The 20,512-nt window shown below is 39.6% G+C and carries 10 protein-coding genes; 3 read left to right on the top strand and 7 right to left on the bottom strand.

From position 1 onward, the window contains the following. Window positions 1-128 precede the first annotated feature (128 nt). Complete coding sequence (locus UYC_RS0109960; RefSeq protein WP_016877086.1) at window positions 129-7,727, bottom strand: non-ribosomal peptide synthetase; 7,599 nt, start codon at window positions 7,725-7,727, stop codon at window positions 129-131. A gap of 750 nt (window positions 7,728-8,477) precedes the next feature. On the opposite strand from UYC_RS0109960, the gene UYC_RS0109955 reads away from it, so the two are divergent. The 3 genes from UYC_RS0109955 (at window position 8,478) to UYC_RS0109945 (ending at window position 13,275) form a co-directional block, all read left to right on the top strand. Beyond that, window positions 8,478-8,816 (top strand): NIPSNAP family protein, encoded by a 339-nt coding sequence (locus tag UYC_RS0109955; RefSeq protein WP_016877087.1) that lies wholly within the window; start codon window positions 8,478-8,480, stop codon window positions 8,814-8,816. Between the two features lie 713 nt (window positions 8,817-9,529). After that, on the top strand, window positions 9,530-11,935 hold the full coding sequence (locus UYC_RS0109950; RefSeq protein WP_016877088.1) for an MASE1 domain-containing protein: 2,406 nt from the start codon (window positions 9,530-9,532) through the stop codon (window positions 11,933-11,935). A 53-nt stretch (window positions 11,936-11,988) separates the two neighbouring features. Then, window positions 11,989-13,275 (top strand): hybrid sensor histidine kinase/response regulator, encoded by a 1,287-nt coding sequence (locus tag UYC_RS0109945; RefSeq protein ID WP_016877089.1) that lies wholly within the window; start codon window positions 11,989-11,991, stop codon window positions 13,273-13,275. A gap of 57 nt (window positions 13,276-13,332) precedes the next feature. On the opposite strand, the gene urtE is transcribed toward UYC_RS0109945, so the two are convergent. The 6 genes from urtE to UYC_RS0109915 all read right to left on the bottom strand — a co-directional run bounded on the left by urtE (window position 13,333) and on the right by UYC_RS0109915 (window position 20,377). Continuing rightward, window positions 13,333-14,031 (bottom strand): urea ABC transporter ATP-binding subunit UrtE, encoded by a 699-nt coding sequence (urtE, locus tag UYC_RS0109940; protein ID WP_016877090.1) that lies wholly within the window; start codon window positions 14,029-14,031, stop codon window positions 13,333-13,335. A 142-nt stretch (window positions 14,032-14,173) separates the two neighbouring features. Next, the gene (urtD, locus tag UYC_RS0109935; protein ID WP_016877091.1) at window positions 14,174-14,920 is read right to left on the bottom strand and encodes an urea ABC transporter ATP-binding protein UrtD; all 747 of its coding nucleotides are present in this window, start codon (window positions 14,918-14,920) and stop codon (window positions 14,174-14,176) included. After that, complete coding sequence (gene urtC, locus UYC_RS0109930; RefSeq protein ID WP_016877092.1) at window positions 14,895-16,016, bottom strand: urea ABC transporter permease subunit UrtC; 1,122 nt, start codon at window positions 16,014-16,016, stop codon at window positions 14,895-14,897. Before urtC ends, urtD begins: the two co-directional genes overlap by 26 nt. A gap of 27 nt (window positions 16,017-16,043) precedes the next feature. Further along, a complete protein-coding gene (locus UYC_RS0109925) occupies window positions 16,044-17,204 on the bottom strand; it encodes an ABC transporter permease subunit (protein ID WP_016877093.1) in 1,161 nt (386 codons plus the stop codon). 387 nt (window positions 17,205-17,591) lie between these two features. Next, the gene (gene urtA / locus UYC_RS0109920) at window positions 17,592-18,914 is read right to left on the bottom strand and encodes an urea ABC transporter substrate-binding protein (protein WP_016877094.1); all 1,323 of its coding nucleotides are present in this window, start codon (window positions 18,912-18,914) and stop codon (window positions 17,592-17,594) included. A gap of 518 nt (window positions 18,915-19,432) precedes the next feature. Next, complete coding sequence (locus tag UYC_RS0109915) at window positions 19,433-20,377, bottom strand: NAD(P)-dependent alcohol dehydrogenase (protein ID WP_016877095.1); 945 nt, start codon at window positions 20,375-20,377, stop codon at window positions 19,433-19,435. Between the last annotated feature and the right edge of the window lie 135 nt (window positions 20,378-20,512).

The following is a 20,512-nucleotide window of genomic DNA, read 5'->3' as shown; positions in this document are numbered from 1 at the left end:
CTTGTTTTTTTCACATAGTATCAGGGGACTAGGGACTAGGGACTAGGGACTAGGAATAAAGAAATCTTAATACCCCATTCCTGATATCCAATACCCAATCACCAATCCCCAATCCCCAGAATTCTAAATTACTTTGTCATGGCAATACCAGAAAAATTTAATTGAGGAGCTGACAAAAAACCAGATTCAATAAAGTACTGGAAGTAAGTATTCAGTAGTTTATCGTCAACAGGAGGGCAAGTAATATTACTATCTACTAACCCATTAAATGTGTTGTGGCTCTCAAATTGTAGAGATTTAGATTGGAAGTAAAGTTCAGGAACCGTTTTTTGTTCTGAAACTTTTTCTGATAAGAAACTCAAGAAGGGATACAAAGCATTTTCTGGCATACTTGGAACTAAAAACATGACTTTTGAAACCCAATCTTGAAAGGGAATGTGTTGAATTGAATAGCCAAAATTATGCATCCAGTTAACAAGTTGATTCCACGAAATAGACTGAGGATTAGAGATATGAAATACTCTTTCACTCAAAGCTGTTTGTTTTGATAAATGGACGATCGCCTGGCTGATAAAGTCAACAGGGACAATATCTACTGGCATATCCCAATCGGGTGCCAAGCCTAGTTGAATGCAACCTTTAATTAAGCTGCGTAAAAAACCAGGGCGGTTACAAATGCCAGTTTGACTGTGTCCTTCTATCCAAGTCGGACGATAAATAGCTGTTGGAATTCCTCGCTCATGAGCAAGGGTAGCTAATTTTTCGGCAACCCATTTGCTTTGGGTGTAACCGTAAAGTCCTTGCGGGCGATCGGCGACAGTTTCTGAGATGATTTGTGTGTCGGTATAAGCAGTTGGTGAAAAAACGCCAATAGTAGAAACAAAATGAACTGGTTTTATCTTCGTTTGACTTGCCAATCTCAAAACTTCTTGGGTGCCGAGAACATTTGCATTTTTCAGCGCAGAATATGGATAAAGAAAGTTTACCAATGCACCATTGTGGTAAATAATATCGATTGTTTCTGCCAAAGTTTGAAATTGTTCAGATGATAATCCCAGTAGTGGCAGCGACATATCACCAATTACGGGAATGATTCTGGAGCTACGATTTTGATGCCAAAGTTTGTAAGATTCCAGTATGTTTTTGATGCGTTGGTTAGCTTCTTGAGCATCAGCAGCCCTAATTAAGCAGTAAACTTTAGCCTGGGTTTGCTCTAGCAGTTCGTGAAGTAAGAAGGCTCCCAAAAAGCCTGTTGCACCAGTTAATAAAATATTAGCTGGTTGAGGGAGTGATGCAATTGATGCAGCCCTAGAGTGAATAGTTGGATCTAAAATGGCTTCAGCTTGCAGATTGAGAACAGAGTTAATGGTTGATGTTTCATCATTGCCGACTTGTCGATTTTCAATAATTTTCGCTAGTTCTGCAATGTTGGGAGCGATGAAAAATGTTTGCAGAGATAACTCTATCTCAAATGTTTTTTGTACTTGGAAAAGCATCTGAGCCGTCAGCAGAGAATGTCCCCCTAAGTCAAAGAAGTTGTCATGAATTCCAACTTGTTCCAATCCTAAAATTAGAGTTACGATTTCAGCTAATTGTTGTTCCACAGAGTTACGAGGGGCAACAAAATCTTCTTTTAAATTAGCTCTAATTTTGTTTGGCGCAGGTAATGCCCGGCGATCTACCTTGCCATTTGGTGTCAGTGGTAGGGAGTTCATGACGACAAAGGCAGCAGGAATCATGTACTCAGGTAGTTTCTCTTTGAGAAAGGTACGCAGTTGGGGTACAAGATTTACTAAATTGTCTGCTTGTTTGCTTTTAAGAGGATTATTGGCATAGACGCTCCAAGGTTTGATGGGAGAGGTTTTTTCAGAAAAGAAATCAATAGTTGTAGAAGCACTGGAATGTCGCTGAAATATTACGTCATAGCAGCCTTGTGTATCTGAATCTGACCAGTTAATGTGGATGGTGTAAGGTAAGCAATTACCCAAATTCCACAGTGCTTCAGGATCGATTCCTGGTTGCTGGGTGTTCTCCTGTAATTTTGCCCGTAGTTCACCCACTATGTGAAAATCATTGAACTTCGCCAGCAATTTAGTTGCTTCAACATCCTGCGTAACTCGTGCATTTTGAATACGGGCTAAACCCAGACATTCTGGCTCTGTGTCTTTTAGAAGTTTGTGAATTGCAGATAATGTCAGATCCGGGTTCCAATCTCGCCACGTCGGCTCTACAGCCCGATTCACTTCGGTGCCAATATGAAGGATGACATCGTAACGAAAGCGAGTCATTTCATTGTCATAGCTACCACGCTTGAGCTGGATTTGCACATGACTAATCTCGGATAAATGTTGCTTGAGAGAAGTAAAAAAGGCTGGATCGATAATTAGTTCTCCATCCTGATCCATACGCTCTTGGATGCGCTGCCGCAGTTCCTCTATAGGCAAGGTGTCGGAAGCTTGATATAGCTGCACGGAGGTATGGAAAGCTTCTAGTAATGGCAAGCTGCGTACATCTCCAATAAAGATGTGTCCCCCCGGTTTGACTAATTTGACTGCTTTTTCTAAGACACTCACTAAGTAATCAATACTGGGAAAATATTGAATGACAGAGTTAATAACGATCGCATCAAAAGTTTCAGCTTCTAATTCATCAAGTGCGTCTGCGGCTTGATTAGCAAGCTTTACCTGAGACAAATTTTGCTGCTTTAATTGCTGCTCTATGTAAGCGATCGCTGTTTTTGAGAGATCTATCCCGAAGTAATGGGAGCAGTGGGGAGCTATTCTAAACAGCAACAATCCCATCCCACAACCAATTTCTAACACGCGCTGCGGTTGTAAAGACAAAATCCGCTCAACTGTTCGCTCTACCCACTCTTGCATTTGTTGGGCTGCGATCGCTAATCCTGTGTAGCTGCTATTCCAGCTAATGATATTAAATGTCGGATCGAACTTTGAATTTTGATTTGGGGAAGACTGGCTATAGGATTCATTCCAGATTGTTTGCCACTGTTGTAGTTGTTCCATCTGGGATGTAGTTGAAGAATTCTCTGCTGATTTTTCTGGTTTAGGAACAACGTAGGCAACCAAGCGCTCGTCACGGGCAATTACAACTGTTTCTCTGACAGCAGGATGTTGGCTGAGTGCAGTTTCAATGTCTCCTAACTCAATCCGGAAGCCACGAATTTTAACTTGATGGTCGATTCTGCCCAAGTATTCAATGTTACCATCTGGTAGATAACGAGCTAAATCGCCAGTTTTATACAGATAATCTTGTTGCCCATTGTCAAAGGGGTTAGGAATAAATCTTTCTTGATTCAATTCAGGACGGTTAAGATATCCCTTAGCTAAACCCACACCACCAATATACAATTCCCCAGCTACACCAATGGGAACAAGTTGAAAAGACTGAATGTGATTTTTTTGTTGTTTTCGTAAGTAAATTTGCGTATTAGCAATAGGACGGCCAATAGGTATAGAATCACCTCCAGATTCTACTTTGTAAATTGTAGACCAAACGGTAGTCTCTGTCGGCCCGTATACATTCCAGACAGAAGAACATCTTTTGAGGAGTTCGTCTGCTAATGTTCTCGTTAAAGCTTCGCCGCCACAAAGAATTTTCAGATGTGAGCTACCTTGCCAACCTATTGCTAATAACATTCGCCAAGTCGCTGGAGTGGCTTGCATGAAAGTTGCACGCGATCGCTCAATATATTCAGCTAGTTGTAAGGCATCAGAGGCTACTTCGCGGCTAGCTAAGGCAATACGAGCACCAACAATCAGCGGCAAGTAAAGCTCGATGGCGGCAATATCGAAAGAGATGGTAGTCACAGCCAAGAGGATATCTTGCTCAGTAAGCCCTGGTTCCTCAGCCATGAAAGATAAAATATTGACTAGCGAACAATGTTTGATTTGCACGCCTTTGGGCTTACCTGTGGAACCTGATGTGTAGAGTATATAAACTAAGTTTTCAGGTTTTACTCCACTATTGGGATTCTTCTGACTGTGCTTGGCAATGACATCCCAATCTGAATCTATGCAAACTACCCGTGCATGATGTTTGGGTAGCTTGCTCATCAAACTTTGCTGCGTCAACAGTACTGGTGCTTGGGAATCGTCGAGCATGAATGCTAAACGTTCTTGAGGATAAGCCGGATCTAAGGGTACGTAAGCTGCACCAGCTTTCATAATCCCTAATAGCCCAATCGCCATTTCGAGCGATCGCTCAATGCAAATACCAACTAAAACACCCGGTTTGACGCCAAGGGTTTGCAAATAATCTGCTAGTTGATTTGCCTGCTGATTCAGTTGTTGATAAGTCAGGTGCTGCCCTGCAAATTCGATGGCGATCGCATTCGGTGTTTTTGCTACTTGTGCTTCAAACAACTGGTGAAGGCATTGATCAGGAAAATCAGCTTGAGTCTGATTCCATGTATGCAGTTGTTGTTGCTCGGCTGTTGTCAGCAAGCAATATCTATCGACTTTCTCATCTGGATTGGTAACAATATCCTCTAGGAGCTTTTGGAAATGTTCGGTGATGCGGGCGATCGTACTGGCTGCAAACAAGTCGGTACTATACTCAAAGTAACCTGCTAAACCAGTCGGTGTTTCGGTTAATTCCAAAAACAAATCAAATTTGACGGTTTTGTTATCAAGGGGCAGATGAGTTAAGGTTAAACCCGGTACTTCCCAATTGGATGTTGGCGTATTTTGCAAGTTAAATACGACTTGAACCAGCGCGTTTTGGTTTAGAGCGCGATCGGGTTGTAATGCCCGCACCAGTTCCTCAAATGGTAAATCCTGATGGGCATAAGCTCCCAAAGTTACCTCTCGAACTCGCTGCAACAACTGCCGAAAACCAGGGTAATCTGAAAAATCTGTTCGGAGTACGATGGTGTTGGAAAAGAAGCCCAGCATTCCTTCTAAGTCAGGGTGATGGCGGTTGGCAAGGAGGGAGCCAATCGCAATATCATCTTGCCCGCTGTAATGAAACAATAGTGTTTGGAAGGCAGCCAGCAATGTCATGAATAAAGTCACGCCTTCTTGACGGCTCAATTCCTTCAGTTTTTTAGTTAAGGGTTCGGATAAACTCAGGAAGTGACGCGCTCCTCGATAGGTTAATACTGGCGGGCGCGGGTAGTCTGCTGGGAATGACAACAGAGGCGAAAGTCCATTTAATTGCTGCTGCCAGTAGGTAAGCTGACTTTTTCTAATCTCACCCTCCAACCATTGCCGATGCCATACGGCAAAATCAGCATACTGAATTTTTAAATCTGGTAAGGGAGAAGTCTGTTTTGATGTAAAAGCTGTGTAAAGCGTTGCTAATTCCTGCAATAGTATACTCATCGACCAACCATCACAGACAATGTGATGTAGGTTGAGAAACAGAATATGTTCCGTTTCACTGAGCTTGAAAAGTATCGCACGTAAGAGTAAATCTTCAGATAAATTGAAGGGGCGTCGTGCCTCTTGGATAATTAATTCCCAGACTTGGCTTGCTTGTGTGGGTGTAGTTGCATCTATTACAGATAGCTTAAAGCTTGGAGATGGATGAATTACCTGAGAAGGTTCTCCATTGACAACTTTAAAGGTGGTACGCAAAGTTTCATGGCGGTTGATGATTGCTTGGAAACTCTGCTCTAAAGCTGTGAAGTTAACAAAACCATTCAAGCGAAAGGCTTCTGGAACATTGTAAAAGGGATGGTTGGTTACTAACTGATCCAGAAACCACAATGGCTCCTGCATGAATGCCAAGGGTAAGTTAGCGTCTCGCCCTACTGGTTGAATAATAGAAGTATGGGAATTTTGTGGTTTTTGCTGAAGTGTTTCTACGCACTTAGCAAGTTCAGCAATTGTTGGTGATTCAAACAGACAACGTAAAGGCAACTCAATCTGCATATCATTGCGGATACGGGAAATTACTTGAGTTGCCAGCAGTGAATGCCCTCCTAAATCCAAAAAATGGTCGTAAATTCCGACTTGCGATAAGCCAAGAATGTCACTCCAGATATTTGCTAGTGCTATTTCTGTGAGAGTTTGAGGAGCAACCCAATTCTCTTGATTACTTCCGTAGCTTGGTACAGGCAGAGCTTTGCGATCGACTTTACCGCTAGGAGTGAGTGGCAGTTTGTCGAGGATTGCGATCGCACTCGGCACCATATACTCTGGTAGCTGTGTCCGTAAAAATTGCCGCAGTTCAGTTACAGAAATTTCTGACGCAACCGTATCAGCAACTACGTAGGCGACTAAACGCTGTTCGCCGGGTATATCTTCTCGTGCCATGACTACTGCCTGCTGCACTTGAGAATGCCCCTCAAGAACAGTTTCAATCTCTCCTAGCTCAATCCGATAGCCGTGAATTTTTACTTGTTGATCTATCCTTCCTAAATACTCAATATTCCCATCATCACCAAGATATCTTGCCAAGTCACCTGTTTTATACAAGCGATCGCATTTATCAAAAGGACTGACAATAAATCTTTGCGCTGTTAAGTCAGGGCGGTTAAAATATCCTCTTGCTAGACTGACACCACCAATGTATAACTCACCAGCAACGCCAACAGGCACAGGTTGTAATTGTGAATCTAGTAGATATATTTGGGTGTTGGCGATCGCTTGCCCAATTGGTGGCAATGCTAACCAAGATTGAGGTGAACCTGTTAAGGTAAAGGCAGTAACTACATGAGTTTCAGAAGGGCCGTAGTGATTGTGTAAACTACAGTTAGGCAACTGAGTAAATAAATGCGCGATCGCTGTTGTAATCCGTAATTGTTCGCCAGCAGTAATCACCTCACGCAAACTTGTCGGGAAAATACCTTCTATTTGCGCTACTTCGGCTAACTGTCGCAGTGCTACAAACGGCAGAAACAGCCGCTCAATTCTGGCTTGATTGAGAAATTGCAGCAAGCTTGTCGGATCGCGACGCATTTGTTCAGAAATTAAAACCAGCGTGCCACCCGTACTGAGGGTGGCAAAGATTTCCTGGAAGGAGACATCAAAGCTAATTGGAGTATATTGGAGTGTCTTGGCGGCAGAACCTACAGTTGAATTTTCCAACTGCCAAGCAATTAAGTTTACAAGCGGCAGATGAGGCATTGCTACACCTTTGGGTTTGCCAGTCGAGCCAGAGGTATAGATGACGTATGCCAGGTTATCGGCAGTAACTTCCGATTGGAGATTGGTAGTCGGATTTTGAGCGATCGCTTGCCAATTGCTATCCAAACAAAAGCGATGTGTTGCGTATAATGGCAAACTCTCGCACAGATGGCTTTGAGTTAATAAGATAGAGGCTTGAGTGTTTTCCAGCATGAAACACAGACGTTCTGCTGGATAGTTTGGATCGAGAGGAAGATAAGCACCACCTGCTTTGAGAACAGCTAGTACAGCAATAATCAGTTCTACAGAGCGCTCTAAACATAAACCAACGATAACATCGGCTTGCACTCCTAATCCTTGCAAATAATGAGCAAGTTGGTTGGCACGTTGATTAAGTTCTTGATAAGAAAGAGACTGACCTTCAAATTCTATGGCAATACTACTAGGAGAACAAAGTACTTGGGCTTCAAATAGCTGATGTATAAGTGCAGTTTTACTATCTTCGTTTTCATCGTAGAAATCTATTTGAGACTCTGCAATCTTTACAATCGCTATCTCTGCTGTCTCTAAATCACTTAGTATCGCTTGATTTTGCATATTTTTAGAAAATTCTAAAGTGAGAGGAGCGACTCTCATAATCAATAGAGTTGTCGCTTAACAAGAATTTCTATCCCAAAACTACTCATGCATGAGTTTTAGGTAAAAAACATTATTAAGCCACAATTCTAAACTTTAACTGAGAGATATAGAATCTGAAATTCCTCTGGAATATTAATCTTAGTGAAAAACCAAAAATACCCACATAAATAGGTTTTTTTGACTGTGATCTGTCAATTCTATAGGATAAAACCAGTAAACATCCTCATAAAATTGCTAACTTAAATTCAATCTCTTCAATCAAAAATGATAAGACTGAATTGACATTACTGCACCTTAAAGAGTTATTTTTTCAAAAAAACCCAGTAAAAGTCTGAGAGTATTCTCGATTTTACTCTTTATTTACAAAAAAATATCTCCCCGTTTTAAGGTACACAAAAATATGCCCAATCTAGAAAAATTGTACAGTGTGCAAGGCTTACAGACAAACTACAAACTGTATTATTATGCACTTTACTTCTAAAACAGCCCTTTTGAGATCAGTATTTAGTTTGCGATTTAAAGCATAACAAAAAAATTAAGAAAATATAAATAAAAATAGTTAAAGTTTTATTTAAATACTTATAAAGTAATGCTTCAGTTATTTTATAGAAATTTTAAAAACTTACGTATTATAACTGTTAATATATTGTTAATTAGGATACAGCTAAGTATGTGATTAATTTTACTATTCAACAGAAAGGCTTACGGTCATCCTTAAAAACAATTATCAAATCAGAGGAATATTTTATGCTAGGTTCAGCTTCACCGATTTATGAGGTTGTAAGTGGTCAAATCCTTCTCGGTAAGCGAGAAGAATTTACAAATTTGCACCAAAATATACTTCTCCCTATGGTTCATGAAGCAGGAATCGAACCTGTTCTCATGTTAGTAACTGAGGTTGGACAGTATGCACACTTTATGAACATCTACCGCTATCCCTCACTGGAAGAATACGGAAAGCGTAGTGATGATTTTATGAAAAATAAGCGAGTTTCAGATTTCTTTGCACACATGATTCAATGTGTAGATGGTTCGCTCAAAGTGGAATTAGCTCTAGATTTGTTGCCATTTCCCCTATCATTGTGAAATCTAACTGAGTCAAACAGAGAATTACAAATTTTTTATAAACCTGTTCAGGGTGTTATCGACTCATCTACTCATACAAAATATCTTGAAATTGAAATCTCTAAATTTAAACTAAAATTCAAAAAGGTGTAAAAAACTACTTAGATTTGAGTCAAGTAAATACTAAATTATCTTGTTTAACTGATATCTTGTACCCTTCTTAATAACCATAGGGTGAGCATTGCCCGTAAGTCAAAATAAAATTTTGAGTTAAATCTAAGCAATGCTTACCTTACAAAAATCGTAATTAAACAACTGGTGCAAGATGTGAATTAACGAAAGCTACTGGAAAATGTGAGTGAGAAATGAGATCCCCGACTTCTTCAAGAAGTCGGGGATCTTGTTTTGATATGAAAACTATTCTCATTTATTTGCATATCAACAAGGCAGTTAATCAACGTCAAATTTTTGCTAGTTCTAGATTTGAGACGGTGACAAAATCACAAACAAAATTTTATTTGACTAGTTGTTATTACAGTCAGACTTTTGGGAATACTTGAAATCAGAGAGTTGCTAATGATTATAGTGACTTTTCCAAAGGGTTTTTTACAAATCTAAGTAAATAGCCGGACATCATGAAATATAAAAGTTAGAATTTCGGGTAATTACCCATGCAAGATCAACAAGTGTAAGCTTGATCGGAGGTAACTGGGAAGGATACCCAAACAAAAACTATGCAAAGCAAAGCAACTAAAACTGAATTCCCTTTTTTACTAAATCGAACGGTATTACTAGCAACAGTATTAATACCGACTATTCACTTCGGTTTAGCCAATATATCCCGAACACTATCTTTAGAAAATGGGACATCAGTCTTTTGGCCTTCAGCTGGTTTTTATTTGGCTGCAGTTATATTGCTAGGATATCGTATTTGGCCAGCTATTCTAATAGGCGAATTTATCGTCAATTATTTCCTGTACTATCAAAATATTCTCACAAGCTTGAGTATTTCGGTTATCGATCTTATCGATCCTTTAGTAACAGCCTTTCTCATCAACTACTTTATTAAGCACCGTAATCTATTAGAGCGTTCTGCAGATGTTTTCAAATTTTTAGTACTATTGACGCCAGCTTCTGTGGTTAGTACCACCCTTGCAACCACTACCTTGTGTCTGAGCAACAATGCATCTTGGGCTGATTACGGGGAAGTTTGGCGAACTTGGTACACAGCAATGATTGCTGGTATGCTCATCGTCACACCAGCATTGCTATCATTAACTCTGCAATCAAGACAGCAAGTAAAACTTTGCTGGCAACAAGTTTTAGAACTGGCATTCTTGGTTGTTCTGGTAATTACCATTAGTCGAATAGCATTCTGGGGAGGGTATCCTGTTGAGTATATGACGATTCCCCTGTTGATGTGGTCAGCATTCCGCTTTAGACAGCGAGAATCAACTCTGCTTGTGATACTTGTAACAGTAATAGCAGTTTTCGGAACGGCTCGTGGTTTCGGTTCGTTTTCTAAAGAGTCTATTTCTCAGTCTTTATTATTACTGCAATCTTTCATTTGTGTCGTTGCTATTACTACCTTTGTTCTATCAGCTGTCATTAACGAAAACAAAAAAGCAGCGGCAAAACTTAGACAAGCAAACGAAGAATTAGAAGAACGAGTTGAGGAGCGTACTTACGAACTCAAAGAAGCAAAACTAGTGGCTGACAGTGCCAACCAAGCCAAAAGTGAATTCCTAGCAAATATGAGCCACGAATTGCGTACTCCCCTCAACGGTATTTTGGGTTATGCGCAAATTCTGCAACGCTCGCAAACACTAGTAGATAATGAGCGTAAAGGCATTGACATTATTTATCAATGCGGCTCTCACCTACTTACCTTAATTAATGACATCCTCGATCTCTCCAAAATCGAAGCCCGGAAAATGGAACTTTATCCTACAGATTTTCATTTTCCCAATTTTCTGCAAGATGTAGTGGAAATCTGTCAAATCCGAGCAAAACAGAAAAGAATTGCTTTTACCTATCAACCAAGCCAACAACTTCCCATTGGTATTCACACTGATGAAAAACGTCTGCGACAAGTCTTGATTAATCTTTTAGGTAACGCTATCAAGTTTACTGATAAAGGTGAAGTGACTTTTAAAGTTGAGAGAGCAGATTTTGTTGCTAATGCCACAGATGATTTATCTGATGTTACTCAATCTGTTATCAAACTACGCTTCCAAATTGAAGATACAGGCGTGGGCATGACTCCAGAACAAATGGAGAAAATCTTCTTACCCTTTGAGCAAGTTGGTAACGCTGAAAAGCAAGCGGAAGGCACGGGTTTAGGGTTAGCCATTAGCCAAAAGATAATTACCTTAATGGGTGGGATAATCCAGGTACAAAGTCAACTAGGGGTAGGCAGCAGCTTTTGGTTTGAGGTGGAGCTACCAACAGCAGGAGAATGGACACAAAACTTGGCTGGATCTCAACAAAAGCAGATTATTGGCTTTGAGGGTAAAAAACGGAAAATTTTGATAGTTGACGATCGCTGGGAAAATAGATCGTTGATCGCGAATTTATTGGAACCAGTTGGTTTTGAGGTAATCCAAGCACATAACGGCAAAGAAGGATTAGATCAAGCTGTTGAATGTCAACCAGACTTAATTATCACTGACTTAGCAATGCCCGTGATGGATGGTTTGACAATGAGTAAACAGCTACGCAAAATACCTGATATCCAAAATGTAATTATTATTGTTTCCTCTGCAAGTGTGTTTGACTTTCATCGTCAAGAAGCTATGAATGCTGGTTGTAATGATTTCCTCCCCAAACCCGTACAAGTGGAAGAGTTATTTTTACAATTGCAAAATTACTTGCAGTTAACATGGATTTATCAAACTAGCGATGGATTAAATACCAAAAATCACGATATTTCACCTGAAGTGGTAGAAATAATTCTGCCACCTACATCTGAACTTGTTGCCTTACATGAAGCCGTTCAACGTTGTGCAGTTGCAGATATTCAAACAGAAGCAAATCGGATTAAGCAATTAAATGTAAAGTATACAGCTTTTGCCAATCAAGTATTGACTCTGGCTGATGAATTTGAGATTGAAGCAATTGCGGCTTTAATAGAAGCATAGAATTTGAATCCCATATTTAACTAAAAGCTTTTTTAAAACAACCAATTTAACTTATGAATATTACTCAACAAAACTCAATTTTAATTGTCGATGACACCCCTAACAACATTAGAATTTTATTCAATATTTTACATGAAGTCGGTTTTCAGGTTTCTGTAGTTAAGAGTGGTGAACTAGCACTAGAGAAGGTAACATTTATCAAACCAGATTTAATTTTATTAGATGTGATGATGCCAGGAATTGACGGATTTGAAACTTGCCATCATCTTAAATCAGAGGAAAGCACTAAAGATATTCCCGTCATTTTTATGACTGCTTTGGCTGAGGTAGAAAATAAGGTAAAAGGGTTGAAATTAGGAGCAGTAGATTATATTACTAAACCTATTCAAGTCGAAGAAGTTCTAGCCCGTGTTAATGTTCATTTGGCGTTGAGAAACACGCAAATTCAATTAATTAATGAAATCCACGATCGCCGACAAGCAGAAATAGAACTTCAGCAAACATTACAGGAGTTACAACAAACTCAAACCCAACTTGTGCAGAGCGAAAAAATGTCCAGTTTGGGACAATTGGTGGCAGGTGTGGCACACGAAATCAATAACCCAGTTAATTTTATCTACGGTAACCTCACTTATGCTGATGAGTACATTCAAGATTTGTTGAAACTTGTACAAGTATATCAACAGCACTACTCCAATCCTGTTTCTGAAGTTCAAACTGTCATTGCAGGTATTGAGTTGGATTTCCTGACAGCAGACTTGCCGAAACTAATAGCTTCAATGAAAGTGGGAGCAGAACGTATTCGGGAAATTGTACTTTCTTTACGGGTTTTCTCTCGCCTGGATGAAGCCGAAATGAAGGCTGTTGATATCCACGAATGTATTGATAGTACTGTGATGATTTTGGGACATCGGCTTAAGTCTCAAAGAGATCGTGAGGAAATTCAGGTAATTAGAGAATATGGCAATTTACCCCTCGTAGAGTGCTATCCTGGGCAGCTAAATCAGGTGTTTATGAATATTATTGGCAACGCCATTGATGCATTGGAAATAAGTAAAGACAATACTGAGATTTATCCTACGATTCACATCCGTACAAAAACTGAAGGCGATCGCGTTATCATCTGTATTGCCGATAATGGATCGGGCATGACAAAAGAAGTTAAACAAAAAATATTTGACCCCTTTTTTACGACTAAGCCTGTGGGTATCGGTACTGGCATGGGGCTAGCAATAAGTTATCAAATTGTGACAGAAAAGCATCGTGGTTCATTGCATTGTGTTTCCCAACCAGGGCAAGGAACTGAATTTGCGATCGTGATTCCAGTTAAACAGGGTTAATAGAAGCCCTAAGACTAAAAGTCACTAAATCACAGACAAAGCTTGTAGGTTACACATCTAAACTGCTAAAAACCTTTGAATCACATCTTGGCTAAGTTCGTTTGTCGAGCCAGAGGCAACAATACCACCTTTTTGCATAGCGTAATAATAATTAGCTTGACGGACAAAATGTAAATGTTGTTCTACCAATAAAACAGAAATACCTGTAGATTCGACAATATTACGAACAGCGGCTTCAATTTCCAAAATAATTGATGGTTGAATACCTTCAGTTGGTTCGTCTAGTACTAATAATTGAGGATTTCCCATTAAAGCACGAGCAATAGCTAGTTGCTGTTGTTGCCCTCCACTTAAATCCCCTCCCATGCGGGAAAGCATTTTTTTCAATACAGGAAATAGAGTAAAAATTTCTTCTGGAATTTCTGATTTTTTAGCTTGTTTTTTCCTTGCTTCTAAACCCAATAACAAATTTTCTTTGACTGTCAAGCGAGGAATGATTTCTCGCCCTTGAGGAACATATCCAATTCCCAGTTTTGCTCTTTGATCTGGCGATTTAGAGTTGATTATTTGCCCCTCAAAATTAATTATGCCGCTACGAGGTTTAAGTAACCCCATAATTGTTTTCAAAAGTGTAGTTTTGCCCACACCATTACGCCCGATTAGGCATACCATTTGCCCTTTAGGAACGCTTAAATCTACATTCCGAAGAATGTGGCTTTCACCGTAGTAAACATCGAGGTTAGAAATTTGCAACATTGATTATCAAAAGATATTAAACAGACATGAACACAAAAAACAATGTAATTTTAATCAGCCCTTGCGGCAAGACAGAGGAGTCACTGTATCGGTAGTAGTGCGTGACTTTAAATGTCTAGCTTCTGCCTTCTGCCTTCTTCAATTACTCTTTTTGTTGTCCTAGATATACTTCAATAACACGAGGATCGCTTTGAACTTCTTCGATATTTCCTTCACACAAAACTGAGCCTTCATGAAGAACTGTGACTTTACGGGCAATTTGACGCACAAATTCCATGTCATGTTCAATTACTAAAATCGAATGACTCTGAGATAACGCTAACAATAGTTCGCCAATATTATAGGTTTCTTCATCTGTTAATCCAGCAACTGGTTCATCAACTAGTAATAAATCAGGAGACTGTGCTAGTAGCATACCAATTTCTAAACGCTGCTTTTCTCCATGAGAAAGAAAAGCCGATTTAACGCGTGCTTTTGCAGTTAAACCAATTGTTTCTAACAATCCTTTGATGCTATTTTTTTCTGCTGTGCTAGGAGTTTTAAACAAGGTAGAAAAAGAATGTTTCTTGGGGTTGCTAGCAATTTCCAAATTTTCTAAGGGAGTTAAATTGAGGTAAATTCGGGGTGTTTGAAACTTACGGCCAATTCCCAAACGCGCTATTTGGTGTTCTTTCAACGAACGCAAATTTTTACCTTTAAAAATAACTCGTCCTGTTGTTGGTTGTACTTTACCCGTAATGACATCGAGAAATGTTGTTTTCCCAGCACCATTAGGGCCAATTACTACTCGTAATTCTCCTGCATCCATGCTAAAGTTTAGCTGTTTTAATGCTGTAAAACCGTCAAAGTTTACAGTTAAATTTTCAGTTTCTAATATTTTGGCGTTCATGTTGCACTTCTGGATCTATTTCTAAGCTCGGATAGGTGACAACTTGATTAGAGTCTTTAAAAAGAGGGATTTTTTGATTACGCAACCATCCCACTAAACCATCAGGAAGTACTGTAACCACTAGTAAAAACAGCGCACCTTGGAAAAATAACCAAATTTCTGCAAATTGTTCGCTGAAAAAAGTACGGGCATAATTTACTAGCAAAGTTCCTAAAATTGCTCCTATTAAAGTAGCGCGCCCTCCTACAGCCACCCAAATTACCATTTCAATCGAAAAGGCAATATCCATTGCCCTGGGTGAAACTGAACCACTTTGGAGAGTGTAAAAGGCACCGGAAATTCCTGCGATCGCACCAGAAACCGCAAACACCAAAACTTTGAATTCTGTGGGATTGTAGCCTGTAAATCTCACCCGACTTTCATCATCCCGAATAGCAATTAGTAATCTGCCAAATCTTCCACTTGTCAACCAACGGCAAAGGGCATAGGTAGCTATCAAAAATACTACCGTCAGGCAATAAAAGATAAATTGAGTACTGGCATTGCTGACTTTTGCACCAAATAAAGTAGTAAAATCTATCAGCCCATTGGTGCCGTTAAAAAGTTTTTGCTGCCCGTTAAAGAAATTAAAGAATACAATCACTGCCGCTTGAGTCAAAATTGAGAAATAGACGCCCCGGATGCGATTGCGAAACACCAAATATCCTAATAATCCCGCCAGTATTCCTGGAATTAATACGACAGCAACTACTGCAAAGGGAAACGAATAAAAAGGTTGCCAAAACCAAGGCAGTTCATTGACACCATAAAGCTGCATAAAATCAGGTAGCTCACCTGGGGGAACTTGCAGTTTTAGGTACATAGCGATCGCATATCCACCCAAACCAAAAAAAATCCCGTGTCCTAAACTTAATAAACCAGTAAAACCCCAAATTAAATCTATACCTAAAGCTACAATTGCTAGTGACAAAAATCTACCCAGTAAATTGAGCCGAAATTCTGAAAGCACAACTGGCATGACTAAGACGAGAATGAGTGCGATCGCTAATACCACCCCCACCTCGATTAAAAGTAATTTTTTTCCCTTCTTTTTCATCTTGGTGTCCTTTATTGGCGGTTCATTCTAAGCATCAACAGTACGACCTTTTTGCGGGAAAATACCACCTGGTTTCCACTGTAAAAATGCAATAATTAATGCAAATACCATCACCTTTGCCATACTAGTTGTGGCAAAGAAATTAAAGAAATCTACCAAAGGTGGAATGGGAGTTAGTAACAAAGCCAGAGTACCAGAACCAATTAAATAGTTCACCGTACCAATTCCCAATGCTGCAACAATAGTACCTAACAAGTTGCCTACACCACCCACAACCACAACCATGAAAGTATCAATAATATAGTTTTGTCCGGTATTAGGCCCTACAGAACCGAGTAAACTAATTGCACATCCAGCTACACCAGCCAATCCTGAACCGAGTGCAAAAGTAATTGCATCAACTTTTGCAGTTGGGATACCTAAACAAGCGCTCATACTCCGATTTTGTGTGACGGCGCGAATTCTTAATCCCCAGTTAGAACGCTGTAAAAATATATAAATACCTCCCACACAAACAATGGTTAAAGCAATGATAAATAACCGTGCATAAGGTAACTGTAAACTTCCTAAACTTAATCCATCTTGTAACCAAGTTGGAGCAGTAACATCAAGATTTTGAGCACCAAACCAAGGTTGAGTAACTGCAAGCTGATAAGTTTGACTCAATAAATTACCAGTTGCTATTGCCACACCAAGCGATAGCACCAAAAGTACCGCGACAATCCAATTTTGAACTCTACTTATATTGGCACGCGACTTTAAAATTCTCAATCCACCAAAAAATAACAAACAAAATATAGCAATTCCAATCACAATTACCCAATTAACACTGCGAACAAATTGCTGCAATATTAAACTCACTCCCCAAGTTGCCAACAAAGTTTCTAAAGGACGCCCGTAGAGATAGCGAATCACACCTTTTTCTAGAATTAAGCCAGCAATTGCTGTGAGGAAAAAAGCTAAAATCAAAGCCAAAAATATATAAATTTCAAACCAAAATCCACCCAGTTGTTTGCAGAAATTTTGTACAACAAATGTTGTGTAGGCTCCCAACATCATTAACTCACCATGAGCCATATTAATGACGCCCATTAGTCCAAATACAATTGCAAGCCCTAAAGCAGCAATTAATAAAACAGCACCAATACTAATGCCATTAAACAAAGCATCTAAAAATCCTGCAAACACTTATTTATCCCCCATTTTGCATTTTAGGCTTGAGATTTTACAGTTTGTAGGGTGGGCATTGCTCTCCAATATTTAAAATTTACTAAATAGTCTTTAACGGGCAATGCCCACCTTACAGAAAACCGCTGTAAGTAAAAAGCAGTCCTAAATGAAACAAGTTTCACCGCAAAGCATGAAAATCTCTTTTCTCTAGTCCCTAGCCCCTATTTTCATGACAGCTATTCATGAGAAAACCTCTTTCCCTGTACCCTGTCACCTGTCCCCTGTCCCCTATTTTCATGACAAGATGGTAGTTTGCACCCCAGGGGTGTATTAAGTTGCTTCTGCTTCAACTACACGCAACTAGCGCCAAAATCACAAGCTTAAATTGAAATTTCTTTCAACTATTTAAACTTTGTACTTTTCACCCTTTCTAGGATCTGACCAATCACAAGCATAACCCTTAGTTGATTTTACAAATTGATTCCAAGGTACAGGCTCAACTGGTGCAGGAGTTGCGTAGACAATATTGAACAAACCATCGTCTCTAACTTCACCAATTCGGACAATTTTAGATAGGTGATGGTTAGAATTCATTGTAACTTTGCCTTCAGGCGCATCAAAACTTTGACCATAAGCTGCATTGCGCACTTTCGCCAAGTCAGTAGTACCAGCTTTTTCTACTGCTTGCTTCCATAAATAAACCCCTACATATGCAGCTTCCATCGGATCGTTTGTTACCCGATTTCCACCGTATTCTTTCTTGAAAGCTTCAACAAACTTCTTATTAGCAGGAGTATCTACAGTCTGGAAGTAATTCCATGCGGCATATTGACCTTTGAGATACTGTACACCAATTGCTTTGACTTCTTCTTCAGCAATACTTACAGACATCGTGGGGTATTTATCTGGTGTCAAACCAGCCCCTTTTAACTGCTTGAAGAAAGCAACGTTGCTATCACCGTTTAAAGTATTGAAAATTACGCCACCATTGGGCAATCTTTGTTTAATTTTGGTGATAATCGGCGTAACTTCTGTATTACCTAATGGTAGATAATCTTCTCCAACTGTTTTCCCGCCTACCGCTTCCAATTGAGCTTTAATAATTTCGTTGGCTGTTCTAGGGAAAACATAATCAGAACCAATTAAGAAAAATTCTTTGCCTTTATTTTTCAGCAACCAATCAACAGCAGGCTCAATTTGTTGATTGGGAGCAGCGCCTGTGTAGAAAATATTATTGGAACATTCTTGACCTTCATACTGTACAGGATACCAGAGCATATGGTCTTTGCTCTCAAATACTGGCTTGACATTTTTACGGCTAGCAGAAGTCCAACAGCCAAAAACCACAGCTACTTTATCTTGATCGATTAACTTAGTGGCTTTTTCTCTAAAAGTATCCCAGTTAGAAGCACCATCTTCGACGATCGCTTCAATTTGTTTACCTAAAACACCACCAGCGGCATTTATTTCTTTGATTGCCAATTTTTCCGCATCAACAACGCTTTTTTCACTAATTGCCATTGTGCCGCTCAAGGAATGTAGAATTCCCACCTTGATAGTGTTACCACTACCAGTCGCAGCAGCTGGTGTAGCAGCAGGAACTGCTCCAGAGTTGGGATTTTCTGACGTGGTTGAGGAATTATTGGCACAACCTTTTAGTATCAAGCTAGTACCAAAAGTAGCACCACCGTAGACCAAAAATTTCCGTCTGTTAAATCTTCTTGTCATAACAATTGCGTCGCTTTCATGAAGTAATTTTAGCCAGAGTTATTAAGCTTACTTCATTGAGTAAACTTTTACTAAAAATGTCATGTACGTTTGATATTAGTTTGATACTTTTTCAGCATAAAGTAACTAGATATACCATTTTTTTCAAATTTCTGTAAATTTTTATTCATAAATATTTGTAAAAAAAATGAGCTGATGCACACATTTGTGTATAAAAGTGTTTTCGGAAATACTATTTTAAATAGTTTAATTTTTTGAAATTAAGATGATGGCAAAAGTTGCAACTACGTTACTAACTTGCAGCAACAAAACTTCACTTTATACTCGCATTTGTGCTGGCAAAAATCAGTCAGTTAATAGCTACTTTTTAAAAGATAAAAGGCTTTGAAGATTTCCGAATTATTTAGAGGATGCAGTTGGGAAATAATGGGTCTTACCCCCTATTTGCCAATAGCATCCCTGCGATCGCGGAGATTGTGAGTTCCCCAATTCCCAATCCACTCTTCTCTCAAAAACGATCAACTGGCGATCGCGATCGCAATCTTCCCTACAGCACGTTCGCTTTCACTGTAGTTATGAGCAGCAGCTAATTCTTGGAGGGGATAGGTGCGATCGATAACAGTGCGTGTTTTGCCTGCCTCAATTAATTCATTTAGGTACGCAAAATCTTGAGGGTTAGGTTTTGCAAGCACAAATTTAGCTTTTTTCCCTGGAATGAACGTTGACAATATTCCTGGTAAGATGTTTTGTGGAGTGGGTATTGTAGTAACGTAAATTCCATTAGGCTTAAGAACTTTTTTACAGTCAGCAAAAGACTTTTTAACAACTACATCAAAAATAATGTCGTACTGGACAGTATCTTGAGTAAAATCTTGTTGCGTGTAGTCAATGATGCGATCGGCTCCCAAAGACTTAACCAAATCTAGATTTTTCGTGCTGCAAACTCCCGTTACCTCTGCGCCGAATACCTTGGCAATCTGCACTGCAAAAATTCCCACTCCACCAGAAGCACCGTTAACCAACACAGTTTGTCCTGTCTTGATTTTACCCAGATCGCGCAGTGCTTGAAGAGCGGTGAGTGCTGCAACAGGCAAAGTAGCTGCTTCTTCATAACTCATATTTTTAGGTTTAAGAGCAGCCTGGTTTTCTTGTAGGGCGGCAAATTCAGCGTAAGCACCTCCAGGCAATTTCACCGAACCATAAACTTGATCTCCGATCACAAAGCGCGTGACTTTAGTACCAACCTCTACCACCTCTCCTGCCAAATCCAACCCTAAAACCATTGGGAATTTGTTACCTGTAATCACTTTCAACATTCCCTTGCGGATTTTCCAATCAATGGGATTAACGCAAGCAGCATGAACCTTGACAAGTAATTGATCGGGTTTGATTTTTGGTGGTGCTACATCTTCATATCGCAACACATCTGCCGAGCCGTAATTATGAATTACAATTGCTTTCATAGTTTTCCTCCCGATACGCTAATTTGCTGGCTGGACTAGAAAGCATTTTTGCTGATTACTTCACTCAGTGTAGCGAGATTAGCATTTGAACTTCCTACTTCATTCACGCCACAATAAAACAAAGTGTTGGAAAAA

The sequence above is a fragment of the Chlorogloeopsis fritschii PCC 6912 genome (genome assembly GCF_000317285.1).
GTDB classification, from domain to species: Bacteria; Cyanobacteriota; Cyanobacteriia; order Cyanobacteriales; family Nostocaceae; genus Chlorogloeopsis; species Chlorogloeopsis fritschii.
The sequence above is the reverse complement of the archived record's forward strand: the minus strand, read 5'-3'. Positions and strand labels throughout refer to the sequence as shown.